The sequence below is a fragment of the Arenibacter sp. F20364 genome (assembly GCF_023015905.1).
GTDB lineage: Bacteria > Bacteroidota > Bacteroidia > Flavobacteriales > Flavobacteriaceae > Arenibacter.
The window spans coordinates 100,817-117,658 of the sequence record NZ_JALKBD010000003.1; the positions used below are offsets into that span (position 1 = coordinate 100,817).

The following is a 16,842-nucleotide window of genomic DNA, read 5'->3' on the forward strand; positions in this document are numbered from 1 at the left end:
ATTTATTTCTGTTTATCCGAGTAGGAATTCCTGATAAATCGCTTTGTAGGAAAGGTATGGGGTACATAAAACCATAACCATTTTCTCTATATAATTGAAGGTTGCAAATAGAATACCGCTTAAACAGCTGGAAATTAAAATGGATCGTTCCCTATGCCCAATAGACCAAATAGCAACTGTTTTATAGTTTGATTGGGAACAACCAAATCTGGGAAACCCTACAATCCAAAGAAATTACTTTACCTTCTTAAGCTTTAAACTCTCGTTGTTTATAGCGAACAAAAGTGCCTTGGATTTTTTATCCGTTAGATTGATCACTGCCATATTCCGTATGTCACCGGTTAGCAGCAGTCCACTTTTGTCGGGTGCTATCAATTCAAATCCATTAGGTCCGCCAATCATTACCAAACCCACACTGGAATCATTTCTTGGGGTTTCCACCTCTGACTGATAGAGATTACCGCCCACCACTACATCTGGGTATTTATCCCCGTTATAATCAATTTCCTGAAAGGAGTTGATTGAGGAAAACTGTGCTCTATTGGGTAGGCTATGCATTACATAATTGCCACCTCCCCTATTTTCTATCCATTGATGTGCAAAGGTTTGGACGGTATAATGTAGGGATTGGTCCAACATTTTTTCTCCATATATATCCTTGAGATCCGCATTGGCAAAAGATTCAAAGGTTTTAAAGCGCTGCTTAATGGCCGGAACTTGTTGGGAAGAACATTCCCTACCCCGCAAGGGAAGTTTGGTACCGTATTTTTCATAGCTCAATACAATGTCCATACTGCCATTTTCATCAAAATCATTGGCATAGACTTCAAAAGGAGCTTTCTCACTGGCCTTGTATTTATAATTAAGACCTAGATTCCCGGCCAAATAATCCATATCCCCATCCGCATCTACGTCCATCTTCTGCAAACTATACCACCATCCCTGACTTTTCCCAAAACCTAAATCTTGGGTAACTTCCTTGAAACGATGGCCTAAATTCCTAAAAAAGCGGATAGGCATCCATTCACCGGTAAGGATCAGATCAATATTTCCGTCTTGGTCAAAATCATCCCAAAGTGCTGAAGTAACCAAGCCGGCCTCTATTAGTTCTGGAGCCATTTCTTGGGTAACATCTACATATCGGAGCGAATTGTCTATTCCTCCCTCGTTCCTGAGAATATAACTTGTCGCGGGGAAAGGATATTTTCCAGGCACAATTCTACCTCCTACAAACAGGTCCAAGTCTCCATCGTTGTCGTAATCTGCCGAAACAACTGTTTGGCCACTGGAGGTTATTTTTGGAAGGGCACTGCTCACTTTTTTAAATCCTTCCCGGGTATTTACATACAATCTATCTTGGTAGAACTCCTTGGTTTTTAGTTTATTGTTGCCTCCACTTACCACGTACAGATCCAAATCCGAATCTCCGTCAGCGTCAAATAACAGAGCGCCAGTGTCCTCTAAATCCAACTCCTTATCCCAAGGGCCCGATAGCTTTTCAAATTCACCATTTTCTTTTTGCAGATACATTGCTGCCGGACTCCCTGCTCCGTTTCCAACAAAAAAGTCCTCCAACCCATCGCCGTTGATATCACCGACCGTCAAGGCCGGTCCAAGTTGGGAATTTTTATGTGGCAACAAGGGTTCAAAGGCAAAATCGTTATAAACGTCCTCTTTGTGAATAAAATCAATTTTGGAACTAATAGTGATGTCGGGAAAATTTAGAGGACTATCCACTATAGTTTCTGAAACCAAAGGACTATTATCATCGTATTGAATTTTTAATGATCGATCGGCAGTAATATTTTCTACGGTCTGGAGCCTTCCATTGGGCCAAACTATTTTTATTTCATCCACTTGGTTTGTCGAACCTAGACCAAAATGTAGTATAGGTTCCACACTGGATTGATATCCCCTGCTAAGGGTTAGTTCCTGTTGCTGTATGTTTTCTCCACTCTTTACCATTACTTTGGCACCAAGGCCCAATAAATTCTGCGCTTTACCTTTTAAGGAGACCTTTAAATAGTGGTTTCCTGTTTTTTGTACCTGATTTACGGCTATGGAAGCCGCACCGTCCATATTGTTAATGACCAGATCTAGGTCACCATCGCCATCCAAATCGGTATAAGTAAATCCATTGGAAAAACCTTTTTCATCTAAACCCCAAGCCTCGGTCACATTTGAAAATGAAAAATCGCCTTTATTTTGGAAGGCAAAGTTAGAAATGGGCGTACTGGGCATTAGGTTAAAATCAGGATTACTTTCCCTCCCGAAAAAAGTAGCACTATCATACTCGGCATTCACATCATTATTGTTGACATCCCTCTTTACACCGTTGGAAACAAATACATCTTTATGGCCATCATTGTCGAAATCTGCAAAAAGTACTCCCCAGCTCCAGTCGGTGGTTGCCATACCTGCAAATCTGGCAATATCGCTAAATATCGGATTTCCATCCCTATTGGGGCCGTTGTTGAGTTGTAGCGAATTTTGCATATACTGATAGTTGAACCCGAAATCCACCGCTTCATAAAATGATTCTGGGTTCATACTTGCCATATTGGTTTTAGATCTTTTGTAATCTGCCGGTGTCATATCTACCTGTAATAGGTCTGTATACCCGTCATTGTTAAAATCAGCAGCATCTATGCCCATTCCAAACATAGAAGTATGGCGGGTAGCTTTTTCGGATATTTCCTTAAAGGTACCATCACCATTGTTCTGGTATAGGTAATCGGGAACATTAAAATCATTGGAGAGATAAAGGTCTACATGTCCATCGTTGTTAAAATCGCTTGCCACCAATCCCAAGGTTAAGCCAAATTTTTGTACCCCGGCTTCAACGGTAACATCCACAAATTTACCATTTCCTTGGTTCTTGTAAAGATGGCCGGAATCTTCAAATTTGTTTTCATCCATTTTTTCCTTATAGTATTTATTCCCCATGCTAACCATAACATTGGAGTAGTTTGCAACAAAGAGATCAAGTAATCCATCGTTGTCATAATCGAAAAAAGTAGATTGTATGGAAGCGCCCTTATCGGCTATCCCATAAGATTCAGCACTTTCCGTAAAAGTATTATTGCCGTTATTGATAAAAAGTTGGTTGGCCTTATCTCCAAATTTGCCTGAAACACTGAGATAAATATCCAAATAGCCATCATGGTTTATATCTACCATGGTTGTCCCGGAATACCAACGGTCATCTCCGGAAATTCCTGCTGATTCACTGATGTCCTCAAATTGTAAACCACCATTATTTAAATACAGTTTGTTGGGAACAAGATTACCAGTGAAATATAGATCGGGAAGTCCGTCATTATTGATATCCCCTGCCGAGACACCGGCTCCTAAATAAAGATATGGAAAATCGAAATAGTTGAGGGTGTCGTTTTCTACAATGTCATTAGAGAAATTAATTCCAGAAGTCTTGGCATCAATTTGGACGAATCCGGTATTAGTCACGGATTCCTTTTCATAAGAACAGGAAGTAATGGTCAGGACAAATATTAAAGATAAAATTCTCATACGCATCATAAAACAAAATTAGTCGGCGATTGCAATATAAATATTGAATCGCCGACATAAACAAAAAACTAACTTAATTAAACTAACTTCTTTATTAGTATCCAGGATTTTGTTTAAATACTGGATTGGCGTCTATTTCGTTCTGTGGGATTGCAATGTATTCCCGTCCCGGTTTATAGGAACTGGTACCTGCACTCTCAGATTTCAATTCTGGTTTGTTTACAATGTATTCCTCAACTTTTCCCCACCGCAGAATATCGAAATAACGCGTACGCTCAAGCGATAATTCTTTTACACGCTCATCTTCTATATCTTGCATAGTTATGGTGGTTAAAGCCGGCATATCTGCCCTTTCACGTACTTCGTTAATGGCATCCAAGGCAGGGGTAGTAGAACCGTTCAACATAAATTCAGCTTCGGCAAACATTAGTATAATATCCGCATAACGCAATAACCTTAAATTATTGCCGGATTGGTGCCAACCACCATCTTGGGAACCTGTTTTGTTATCAAAGCTGATGTCTAGCCATTTGTTGCCCCATACGAAAGATTCCCCTGGGAAAACCTCCTGATAGCTTAAATCGCCATAAGTCTTGGATGACAACACTTTACCATTATAGGAGGTAGTTTCATCAGTGTCGAAAAACAGGGTAGTATAGGTTCTTGGGTCTATTTCATCGTTTACAGTTCTTTCATCCAAAAACAGATCCAATACCCAATTGTTTATACGCATACCATCCTGACCTGTAAATCCTCTTGGGGCAATATCGGGATGAAAGGCTGCACCCTTACCAAGGCCTGCATTATCACCTCCCCAACCGCTATTGCCATCGGCTACCAACTGTACTTCAAAAAGGGATTCTTTGTTATTTTCGGAAGCCTCGGTAAAGTTGTCTGAATAATCCTCCATTAACGCGTACCTACCGTCCATAATTTTAGCGAACTCGGCCTTGGCCTCTGTGTACTTTTTCTGGTACAAGAACACTTTGCCCAGCATTCCTGTGGCAGCACCATTGGTAATTCTACCTTTCATTTCTGGTGGCCAGGAATCCGGAGCCAACTGCTGTGCTTCCATAAGATCGTTCTCTATTTGGGCCCAAACGTCTGCAGGATCGGCTTGAGAAAGGGAATTTGGATTCTCTATATCACCTATTGGAGTAGTGATCAAAGGTACGTTTCTCCAACCGTTCAATAAATTGAAGTAATTGTAAGCCCTTATAAAATAGGCCTCACCCAAAATGTTGTTCTTTTTTGTTTGGTCCATTTCAATATCTGGAACATGGGCCAAGACCTCGTTGGCCCTGGTTACGCCTTGGAACATGGCACTCCACACCCAAAAAGCTCCGTTACTCTGAGGAACCCCATTAAATGATCCGGCAGCAGTACGTTCAGAAGTTGCAAAGGCGTTCACTACATCATCCCTGTAATCTGAAAGGAAAATTTCAAACCTGGTGTAATACCAAATATGGGTAAACGGACTATAAGCGCCGATAATACCTTTGGTTGCATCATCTTCAGTTTTCCAAAATGATTGAGGTGTAACGGCATTCGGATTTTCTTGCTCAAGAATATCTGTTCTACAACTATTCGTTGTCATCATTAACAACACTAGTGCAGCCAGAGTACTTTTTGATAATATTTTATTTTTCATGATCTTTTATTAATATGTTAAAATGCAATCTGTAAACCTAGTTGAATTGTCCTTGCTGTTGGATAAGCACTCTCATCCACTCCGGAACTAAAAATTCTTCTGGCCGATCTTGTATTTCTTCCAACCTCTGGATAGTACCCGGTATATTCTGTTATTGTAAAGAGATTGGTTGCGGAAGCATATATCCTTAATTTGGACATTAGCATCTTTTCAGACAAGTCGGACGGAATGGTATATCCCAACTGCATATTCTTTAACCTGAAGTAATCTCCTTTTTCCAAATAGAAGTCGGAAGGCCTTCTGTTAAATCCAGGGTCAATCTGTGTGTTTCTAGGAATATTAGTGTCCGTATTTGTTGGTGTCCAAGCATTTAATGCATCAGTCAAATATGGCCCTTCGGTATCAAAGTAACCTCTATATATATTACCGTTCAATATTTTATTTCCGGCTACCCCATTGAAAAATAAGCTTAAGTCCAAATTCTTGTATGTCGCTGTAATATTGAGACCATACTCAAAGTTGGGTGCAGGGTTACCCAAAAATTTCTGATCGTTTTCATCAATAAGTCCGTCAGGACCACTTCCGTCCGGACCGGCAATATCCTTAAACTTAAGGTCACCAGCTTGTGGATTATTGTTGTCATTGGCAGCAAGCGCTTCGGCACCGGTCTGATAGATACCTTCAACTACGTAACCAAAGAAGGACGAAACTGGTTGGCCAACATCGGTTTTTGTACCTTTTAGTCCGTTAGAGGTAAATTGTCCTTCTATTATAGGAGTAGCGTCTCCCAAGGCAGTTACCGTATTGTTCAAAGTTGTAAAGTTTCCACTTATGCTAAAGGAAAAATCTTCATTTACATATTCGGAGTAATTGGCCAAGAATTCAAAACCTTCGTTTTCAATACTCGCTGTATTAAAGGGAACCCTATTTCCAAATCCGGTGTAAAGCGGAAGCCCTAGCTCGACAAGAACATCTTCGGATTTTTTAAAGAAATAGTCCATTGTAAAATTCAGCTTATTATTCAAGGCATTAAATTCTAGACCTATGTCGGTCGTCTTACTGGTTTCCCAGGTAATATTCTCGTTTATACCTTTTGTAATGGAGTATCCTGTGGCACGGTTTTGACTTTCTCCGATAGGATATTCACTATTTAGGTTCAATTCAGGACTTAATGAATATATTGGGACATTGTCCGATCCAACTTCCCCATAACTGGCTCTAAGTTTTAGGTCTGTAATGGCAGTAAAATTTTCCATAAAGGATTCGTTACCAATATTCCATCCCAAAGCAAAAGAGGGAAAAGTACCCCATCTCAAGTCTTTCTTGAACAGGGAGGAACCATCCCTACGAAGTGTAGCGGTCAATAAATATCTACTGTCAAAAGAATAACTCAACCTACCAAAATAGGATTGGATAGTTTTTGTTAGATCTTGTGAAGGAAAGTTTACCTTGTCCTCGGCGGCGGAGGCTACACGAACATCATTGGAAGGGAATTTCCTTGCCAATGCACCCAGTGATCTGGTATTGGATACCTGATCGGTATATCCTACTACCGTATTGACATTATGCTTGTTGAATTGTTTGCTGTAGGTTAGCGTATGTTCTATAAGGGTTGAAAGGAATTCGGTATTTACCTCGTTCAATTCAGCAAACTGGTTGTTTCCAAATGTAGCTGCGTTGAAAAAATAGGTAGGAGTAAATGTATAATTGTTATTGGCATAATAGTCCAAACCTAAATTCAATTTATAGGTAAGTCCATCAAAAACTTCTAAAGATCCCGCTATGTTCCCAAGGACCGAATTTCTGGTAATAGTTCTGTCTTCAACAGTGGCAAGACCTAAGGAGTTACCCACATTACCAACTCCGTAAAAAGAACCAACAGCTACATTATCGGGTTGATCAGAAGCGCTAAAATTACCCTCTTCATCATAAATAGCGATGGTTGGCACTAAATCCCTTTCCCTATTAAAATATGGGTTGGGGTTATCTACGGTACGGGTTAGACCAATAGTGTTCTCAAGTTTAAACCTACCCATGTTCATAGTGGCATTTACCCTAGCAGTAGTACGTTTATAGTCGGATTGTTTTACAATTCCCTCTTGATCATAATGGTTAAGGGAAAGACTGTAGGTGCTGTGTTCATTGCCGCCGTATATTCTGGCGTTGGCATTCATTACCCCTGCAGTGCGCAACGATTCCCTTTGTATATCACTATCTATATTTGGATTGAACTGTGCATCATTGGCAGGAAATCTGGGGTTACCATCATTGTCCCTTGCGCGGTTAACGATATCGGCATAGTCCCTAGCATTGGCCCAGTCAATATTATTAACCGTTTTCTGAAGTCCATAGCTGTAATCCAGGTCAACTTTCATTCCACCGCCTTTAGTTCCTTTTTTGGTCGTTACAATGATAACACCATTGGCGGCCCTTGATCCATAGATGGCACTAGCGGAAGCATCCTTTAAAACAGAGATACTTTCAATATCACTGGGATTAAGCGTGGTCATGTCACCAGTAAGCATTCCGTCTATAACATACAACGGTCCGGCATCGGAAAGGGTACTGGAACCACGTATGGTGACCAGGGCGTTGGCCCCTGGAGATCCTCCATTTGCCTCTACCCTAACCCCAGCAGTTCGTCCTTGGATTGCTTGCGCAGCATCGTTATAGGTAAATTTGCTTATTTCATCTCCATCGACCGTGCTCACAGAGCCGGTAAGATCACTCTTCTTCTGGGTACCATAACCAATAACAACAACTTCTTCAAGTTGACTGGCGTCCTCTAACAGGGACACATCAATTACAGACTTTCCATTTACTGCCACCTCTGTGGAAACAAAACCTATATAACTAACCACAAGGGTAGAGTTACTATCCGCAGTTATGGCGTAGTTCCCATCAAAATCAGTTTGGGTTCCATTAGTGGAGCCTTTTACCAAAATATTGGCCCCAGGAAGTGGCTCTCCGGTATTATCCGTGACGTTTCCGGTTATCGTAATCTCCTGGGAAAAAACATACGTGGCACTTGCCAACCAAAACAAGGTAAGTAACCAAACCTTGGGTCGGTTTTTTTTCTTAAGCATTTTTAGTGATTTCATAAACTTTTTTGAGTTATTTAGGTTAATTGATAAACAGCTAAAACTGTTGCTTCAAAAGTATGTTTGGTAGTTTTTGTGCAGGGAAACAAATAGGTTAATAAATAGAACAAATGGTTTTTTTGGCAATAAATGCACGCATTTTCAACGTTTATCGCAAAATCAAAGGGTTATTTTTGATATATACTCCCAATAATATTTTTGCCTGAGAAATGAATGGATCAATTGCGTTCCGAGTACATTTTTTTGAAAAGCATAAACAGCCTATTTTGTAGAAATCCTGGAATCCAAGGAAGGGAAAGGCTAAAAAGAAATTCCCGATCTTAAAAATCCATTTTTAAGATCGGGAATTGAGTATACTATTAAAATTGTGTAGTTAAAGCTAATTAAGAAGGGCCTAATTTTTAATCATTCCAATGCTCATCTATGACCTTTTGGATGTGGGGATAATTCACGTCGGTCTCGTTGAGATCTTCGCGCAAATTGACCAACTGTTCCTTTAAGTCCGCGATTATATCTTTATATTTCGGGTCTTCATAGGCATTCTTCATTTCCTTCGGATCTTGTTTAAGATCATAAAACTCCCAGGCCACGGGCGTATGGTTGGTAAAGTCATTGCCCCAACTATCCTTGTTCCATTCAGCATTTGCATCATCGGTATCTACCCAATATTTTCCGTAAAAAAATATTAATTTATGGTCTTTGGTCCTAATGCCAAAGTGGGCTGGATTTTGATGACGGTGCGCTAAATGCATCCAATAGCGGTAATAGGTAGCTTGCTGCCAGCCTTCCGGTTCCTGCCCAGTTTCCAATATGGTTTTAAAACTCTGGCCCTGCATATAGTCAGGGGTCTTCCCTCCTGCCATTTCAATTAAAGTGGGAGCAAAATCTGTGTTGTTGATAATGGCATCGGTGCGTGTTCCTGCCTTAATGGATTTTGGATACCTAACAAAAAATGGCATGCGCATGGATTCCTCATACATCCATCTCTTGTCTATATAATCGTGTTCGCCCAACATAAATCCTTGGTCTCCGGTATAAACAATAATGGTATTGTCCAAAAGATTTTCCGCTTCCAAATAATCCAGCAATCGCTTTACATTATCGTCCACACCCTTGACACATCTCAGGTACTTTTTTAAATAATCCTGGTAGACTTTGCTGGTGTATTCTTTTTCATCCCCTGTCATTTCCCACTTTACATATTCCGATGGGGCAATATCTTCTGCATTCCTATATTTCTTATATACGGTGGTATCGTTCCAATATATATTGTTGGCCTGTCGGCGAATTAAGTTTCGGTGTGAAACCGAAGATCCTATTATCCTAGTAAGTGAATCGTTCTTGCCCCTAGTAGCTATTGATCCATTATTACCATTATTGTAGAGGCTTTCAGGTTCAGGAATAAAAGTGTCTGCCAAATAATCCTCATATCGAGGCGCGTACTCAAAATCGTCATGAGGTGCCTTAAAGTGGTGCATTAGAAAGAACGGTTTGTTGGGATCCCTCTTATTCTTTAAATAATCCAAGGTGATATCCATGATGTTATCAGAGGAATGCCCCTTGGTCTTTACCTTATTATCGGGCCATGATTTTTCACCCCTTACCAGAAATTCTGGGTCAAAATAGTCACCTTGTCCGGGCAATACCTTATAGTAATCAAAAGCTGCGGGCTCGTCATGTAAATGCCACTTACCAACAATGGCCGTTTGGTACCCCAATTTTTTCATCTCTTTTGGAAGATACTGCCTTTCAACCCCAATAACACCTTCAAGGTCCAATACTCCGTTGGTCTGTGGGTATTGTCCAGAAATAATAGAAGCTCTACTGGGCGTACAGATGGAGTTGTTTACAAAACAATTGTCAAAAATTATTCCTTCGTTGGCAATCTTGTCCAAGTTTGGGGTCGGATTTAAACCGGCCAACCTACTCCCGTATACACCAAAGCCTTGGGTGGTATGATCATCGGACATGATGTATATAATGTTGGGTTGCGGTTTTACCGGCGTTTCCTTTTCATTACAGGAAGATAGGATTATTGCAAAAAGCAACAAATATGCTAAACTGTTTTTGTAATTGTACATTGATTAAAAGGCTTTAAAGTGGTTCAATTATTTAATGGAGGAAAAATACATATATCTGCTCTATAATCGCTAGAAGATATGTTCAATTTCCTACTACAAATGATTTTTATGCGTGTTCAATACTTTTCTATCAGGGTATAATAAGCCGGTATGCTTTCCCCTGAAGCGGTGGTGAACGAACTGAACAATTTATAACTCCCTTTTTCCAGTTCTCCCTCCAACTGCGCAAATGGCTCATTGGAGTTTGCCTTTCCTTCCAACTTTACATTTTCCAATTCAACTGTGGCACTAATAGGCTGAACAGAAGATCCTTGGGGCAAGGTTTCTATATAGGACGTTCCCGTTATTTCTTGCACTGAGGCGTTCATGTTGAGGCCGGACTCTGGAGGATATCGATATAGTTTAAACCTATACCTACCGCTTTCCTGAATTTTAACACTATAGAAACCTTCTGGCAAAAATTTGCCCTCCCTTATCTGAACTTGATTCCAAGGAATATTATCATTGGTATGCATATCGTGTACTGTAACTAAGGTAGGGTTAGCTTGCGGGTGACCCAAAGGAATTTCGGCATAGCCGATATCGGGTTCTATGCTGGTCCACCATGAATCATAAAAAGCCTGCATTTTGGCAACTATCTCCGGATATTGGTCGGCAACGTCATTCGTTTGTCCTTCATCATCTATTATATTGTAAAGCTCCTCACCATTTACCAAGCGCCAATTAGTGGACATAACACAGCTGTTTCTACCTTTCTCGGGCAATTGGTTGCGTTGAGTGTCTATTACTAACATACGATCATGATTCTCTTGCTCCCCTGTCCATATTTTGGCCACACTGCTACCATCCAAAGGTTTTTTCTCCTTGAATGGTATTCCTGCCAGCTCGGTCAAAGTCGGCAAAAGATCAACATGGGCGGCCAATTCGTTGTTCGTTGTGCCCTTTGCGATACTTCCATTTGGCCAACTTATGAAAAATGGTACTCTATGGCCACCATCGTAATGGCTCCCTTTTGTTCCTTTTAGTCCGGCATTATATCCTATAATATCTCCATTTTTTTGATGCTTTATCCCAGCCGCGGTTCCGTTGTCCGTGGTATAAATAATTAAGGTATCTTCAAAGAGTTTTTTTTCTTTGAGATAAGAGACTAGCTTCCCAAAATTATCATCAATATTGGTAATCATTCCATAAAACCGCTTTTGCACCTCCGTCAATGGAGCATCATCATACATTTTTGCGTAGTCTTCCGGAACATTAAAGGGGCCATGGGCGGCATTAAGGGGGAGATATATAAAAAATGGATCTTTCCGTTCTTTTTCTAAAAATGCAGTGGCTTCATTGAACCAAACATCTGTACAATAACCTTCAAACTTTTCGGGCTTTCCATTACGGAAATAGGTGTCGTCAAAATAATCGTTGTTCCAATAATCCGGGGTTTGGTTGACACCTCCCCCACCGTGGTACAGGGCGTGTTGAAACCCTCTATCATGTGGTCTAAAAGGGTAGTTGTCCCCCAAGTGCCATTTTCCGAACATGGCAGTTTCATAACCATTTTTAGCAAATACCTCGGCCATGGTTTCTTCATCTTCCTTAAGGATAGAACATCCGGCAATGGTGTGCCAAGCATTGTTTCTATTGGCATTTCTGCCCGTCATTAATCCTGCGCGGGTGGGGGCGCAGGTTGTCCCTACATGAAAGTTCGTAAGTTCTAAAGAGGATTGCGCAAAAGTATCCAAATTAGTCGTTTTTATCCAAGGATTCCCATGGTGACCCAAGTCTCCATACCCTTGGTCGTCCGCCATTATAATGATTACGTTAGGTTTGGTAATTCTCTGATCATTAATTCCTGTTTTCTCCTTACAGCCCATGGCAATAAGCAAGCAAGACAATAGGATACCTTTGCAATGAATTCGGTTCATAGGCAAGCTCATATTTAATTGGTTTCTGATTTAACTTCGGTATTCATTTTGCCCACGTACTCGCTGGGAACAACACCAAATTGTTTTTTAAAACATTTTGAAAAGTATGAGGCGGTATTGAAACCGGTCATATACATGATCTCCTTAACAGAAAGATCGCTCTGATCAAAGAGTTGAACTGCACGCTTCAGTCTAACATTTCTGATAAATTCACTGGATGACAAACCTGTTAGTTCTTTGAATTTTAGGTAAAGGTTGCTCCTGCTCAAACCCATTTCGCTCACCATCATCTCCACATTGAAATCTGTGTTCATCATATGCTTTTCAACAATTTGGATAGCCTGACTCAAGAATTTTTCATCCATTGTAGTCACTGTTACCTCATTGGGTTGCAGCGTAATATCCCTATTGAAACGTTTCCTCATCTGCTCGCGACGTTTCACTATATTGGAAAGCTTAAGTTGCAATAACTCAAAACTGAAAGGCTTTCTCAAATATTCATCCACCCCCAATTGCAAGCTCTGGACTTCACTTTCTTGGGAGGATTTCGCTGTTAATATTATTATGGGGATATGACTTGTTTCCTGGTGTTCTTTCATAGCCTTACAAAAGGCAATACCATCCATAACGGGCATTAAAATATCACATATAACTATATTGGGCATTGTTTTTTTGGCAATTTCAAATCCCTCTTCACCGTTCTCCGCCTCATAAATTGCATAATTTTTGTTCACAACCTGTTTTATAAAACTGCGTATATCCGGATTGTCATCCACAATTAATAATACCGGTAATTTGGATCTTGATTTTGACAAACTCTCATCTATGAGGTCGTCGTTCAGACCAATGGCAAAGGATTCCGTTTCAGAGGACCGCACAAGAAAATCGTTGTCAGAAACATCTTTGCAACTAATTTCTTCAATATTCATATAAGCATCTTTATCCTTAGGAAGCCATACTTTAAATTTAGTACCCAGATTGGCCTTGCTGCTAACCGTTATGCCTCCTTGGTGCAATTCAATCAAATTTTTGGAGAAAGACAAGCCTATTCCCATTCCTTCGCGATTAATAGAGCTATCCTCCTTTGCCGTATGAAAGCGTTCAAAAATACTGGAAAGTTTATCCTTGGGGATACCCAAACCAGTATCTTTGACCTGTATTACTATTTGATTTTGGCCATGACGAACCTTTTCCGAAATCTTGATGCGGATTTGTCCCCCGTTTTGGGTGAATTTAAAAGCATTGGAAAGAAGGTTGTTTATAATCTTTTCCATGGCGTCATGATCGAACCACGATTCTATATTGGGATTGGCAGTTTCAATACTAAAAAGGATGGATTGTTTGTGGGCCATAAATTGGAAAGGCTCTGCTACTTCCTTTATAAAGGATACAATATCGCTATTACGCATTACCAGCCTCATTTTACCTTGGTTCAGCTTCCTAAAATCCAATAATTGGCCAACAAGTCTTAGAAGGTAATCCGTATTTTTATGCATCAAGGCATATTGTTCCGCGAGGGCCTTGCTATCCACTTTTCCGATGTTCTTTTGCAAATATTCCAAGGGCCCCTTAATAAGTGTAAGTGGGGTGCGGAATTCATGGGAAATATTTGTAAAAAATTCCAACTTAATTTTTTGAAGTTCCTCCGACTTTTCTTTTTCAACATGTTCCAACTCCAATTGATGTTTTTTAGAGGTTCTGATAAAGGTGTATCGGTAGAAAAGCCATAATAGGCCAAGGACCAAAAGGAAATAACCAACAAAGGCCGTACGGCTATACCACCAGGGAGGTGCAATGGTCAATTTTAATTGGGTAGGGTCTTGATCCCAGAAGCCATCATTGTTGGAGGCCTTCACCTTAAAAGTGTATTTTCCAGGTGCTAAGTTGGTGTAAGTTGCGAAACGTTTTTTTGCAGTGGTCTCGGTCCATCCTGTATCAAAACCTTCCAACATATAGGCAAACTGATTTTTGGAGGGTGCTGCAAAATGTAAGGCTGCAAACTCAAATGAAAAATTATTTTCACCGTACTCCAATAAGATTTCATTGGTTTTGTTAATGCTTTTATCCAGTATTATTCTCCCGTTAACCTCCTCACCAATGTCGATAGACTTGTTGAATATTAGTAAGTCCGTAATAACCGTTTTGGCAGGAAATTCATTAACTCCTATTTCTTCCGGATTGAAGGCATTGAAACCGTTGATACCTCCAAAAAGCATTTCTCCATCGGATCTTTTAACACAGGCCAGTTCTTGAAATTCATTATCTTGAAGTCCATCGCTCTCATTATAGTTTTTAATTTGTTCTGTTTCAGGGTCGAATTGAGAAAGCCCTTTATTGGTTGAGAACCATAGGTTACCATCGTTATCTTCCAAAATTCCTTTTATAACATTGTTGGGCAGCCCATTTTTTTCGGAGTAGGAAACAAAAGTAGGATTCGAATCATCGGTTCCTTTAATCAGTTTATTAAGTCCGCCCCCAAAGGTGCCTATCCATAGGTCGCCTGATTTGCTCTCGTACAACGAGAGGATGTAATTATGACTAAGGGACGAGGCATTTTCCGGATGGTTCTTGTAGGTTACAAATTTAGGTCGTTTTTTGTAACGTTCCTGGGCGGAAATCATGCATAATCCATTGCCGGTCGCAAGCCAAATGTTACCTTGACTATCTTCAAGAATACTTCTTATAATATCACTTGGAACCGAATTGGTGCTATTGGCATAATGGCTAAAGACCTCCTTTTCATATACTCCTTCAATTTCTGTACGCAGCCATCTATGTACGCCCGAGCCATAGGTTCCTATCCAAATATTTTGCTCGGAATCCGTTAATAAACTAAAAACGCCACGCATTAGCTCTTGTGGCACTAAGTTTTTTTCAGATATGTTGTTGGGGTCACTAATATCCAATTGAAAAAGCCCTGGCGCGCTCTCCGTACCTATATAAAGTATTTTTCTATTGCCTATTTGCGTCTCCGTTAAGGCAAATGTTCTTTGGATAGAGTTAAAATGTTTAAACGCATTATAGGTCCCATTGTCATTTTTTTCGGTCAACATGTTCAGACCGCCACCTTCGGTTCCTATCCATAAGGTCCCATTGCTATCCTCGTACATAGCCCTTATTTTATCATAACTAAGGCTATTGGGATCAGAAGTATTTCTGATATGTCTAAACTTCTTCCTTCCCGGGTCAAGGGTATTCACCCCTCCCCCATTGGTCCCTATCCATATTATTCCAGTGCTATCCAAGAATAGGGATTTAATAATATTTTTGCTGATACTCGCCGGATTCCTTGAATCATAAACAAAACGATCCGTGAATTTTGGCAAATTTTCTCCAGAAGTATTTTCAAAAAGAAAGAGGCCATCATTGGCACCTGCCCATATTCTATTTTCATTGTCTACCAATAAGGCAACAAAATTTCCGTCATACAGCTTCCGAAGTTTTTCACCCTGACCTTTGACCTGACAATAAATACCTAGGCCAGTGGCTACAAATAGCCTACCAGTGGCATCTTCCTCAACGTCCCGAACGGCAACATTAGGTAGCCCAAGGTCTTTGGTTATGCTCCCGAAATAATCCCTGCCTTCTGCATCCTTTGACAATTTAAACAAACCTGAAGCGCCGCCCACCAATAATTGACCATTTTTATCTTCATAAATAGTATGTACCATGGTTCCGTCCCATCCAGCAATAAAAGGAGCCTGTTCCGAGTTATAATGTTGAAAAACAAGTTCATTGGATGTAGACGAAAGGTCGGTCATATCCAACCCATTCCGAGTACCCAGCCATAATCGTTTTTTACTGTCCAAATAAACATTGGTTATATGATCACTGGACAAACTGTTACTATCTCCATCCTTGTGCCTGTAATGGGTGAATTTACCTGTGGTAGCATTGAAAAAATTTAAGCCACTACCTGTTGTGCCTATCCAAAGGTTACCATCTTCATCACCAACAATGTCATATATTAAATTGCTATTGATGCTACCTGGTTTGTCATTGTCCGGATTGTACACGGTAAAACTATATCCATCATACTTATTAAGTCCGTCATGGGTTCCAAACCACATGTATCCAAATTTGTCCTGATAGATATCATTGACGTCGCTTTGGGAGAGACCATCTTTGGTGGTAATATGCTTAAAATCGATTATTTCTTGGGCGAACCCTATAACAGAGGATATTAGAAATACAGATGTCCAAAAACTTATAAGCCAGTTGATATGGTATATTTTGAATTTCATACAATTAAACTACGATTTCTTAATGAAAACGATCCAAGAACCTGTGACTAATTTGTCCAAACAGCCCCAAATAAAGGTGATTTTAACATCCATTGTGAAATTCTAAAGATCGGCATCCCATTTGTTTTTTAATGACCTATCATTGTAAACTTGAAGCCATTAATTTCCAAAATTACAGCAAATAACCCTTTTGTTCTACAACAAATGGTTTCGAGGCTATATCAAATGATTGAATGCTATACTTGGCTATGAGGAATAAATGCCCCATATCAGATGGTGAAGCAGGAACTGAGGCTATCTTATTCGAGTTGTAGTTTT

6 protein-coding genes are annotated in these 16,842 nt (G+C 40.1%); all 6 read right to left on the bottom strand.

What is annotated here, in order from left to right; all coding sequences use genetic code 11:
- Window positions 1-234: 234 nt before the first annotated feature.
- A complete protein-coding gene (locus tag MWU84_RS03195; protein WP_246898163.1) occupies window positions 235-3,537 on the bottom strand; it encodes a VCBS repeat-containing protein in 3,303 nt (1,100 codons plus the stop codon).
- An 85-nt stretch (window positions 3,538-3,622) separates the two neighbouring features.
- Complete coding sequence (locus tag MWU84_RS03200) at window positions 3,623-5,179, bottom strand: RagB/SusD family nutrient uptake outer membrane protein (protein WP_246898165.1); 1,557 nt, start codon at window positions 5,177-5,179, stop codon at window positions 3,623-3,625.
- 17 nt (window positions 5,180-5,196) lie between these two features.
- Window positions 5,197-8,280, bottom strand: a complete 3,084-nt coding sequence (locus tag MWU84_RS03205; protein WP_246898167.1) for a TonB-dependent receptor — start codon at window positions 8,278-8,280, stop codon at window positions 5,197-5,199.
- A gap of 401 nt (window positions 8,281-8,681) precedes the next feature.
- Window positions 8,682-10,361 (bottom strand): sulfatase, encoded by a 1,680-nt coding sequence (locus tag MWU84_RS03210; RefSeq protein ID WP_246898169.1) that lies wholly within the window; start codon window positions 10,359-10,361, stop codon window positions 8,682-8,684.
- 116 nt (window positions 10,362-10,477) lie between these two features.
- A complete protein-coding gene (locus tag MWU84_RS03215; RefSeq protein WP_246898171.1) occupies window positions 10,478-12,280 on the bottom strand; it encodes an arylsulfatase in 1,803 nt (600 codons plus the stop codon).
- A 14-nt stretch (window positions 12,281-12,294) separates the two neighbouring features.
- Entirely contained in the window at window positions 12,295-16,524 is a 4,230-nt protein-coding gene (locus MWU84_RS03220; RefSeq protein ID WP_246898173.1) for a two-component regulator propeller domain-containing protein, read from the bottom strand.
- Between the last annotated feature and the right edge of the window lie 318 nt (window positions 16,525-16,842).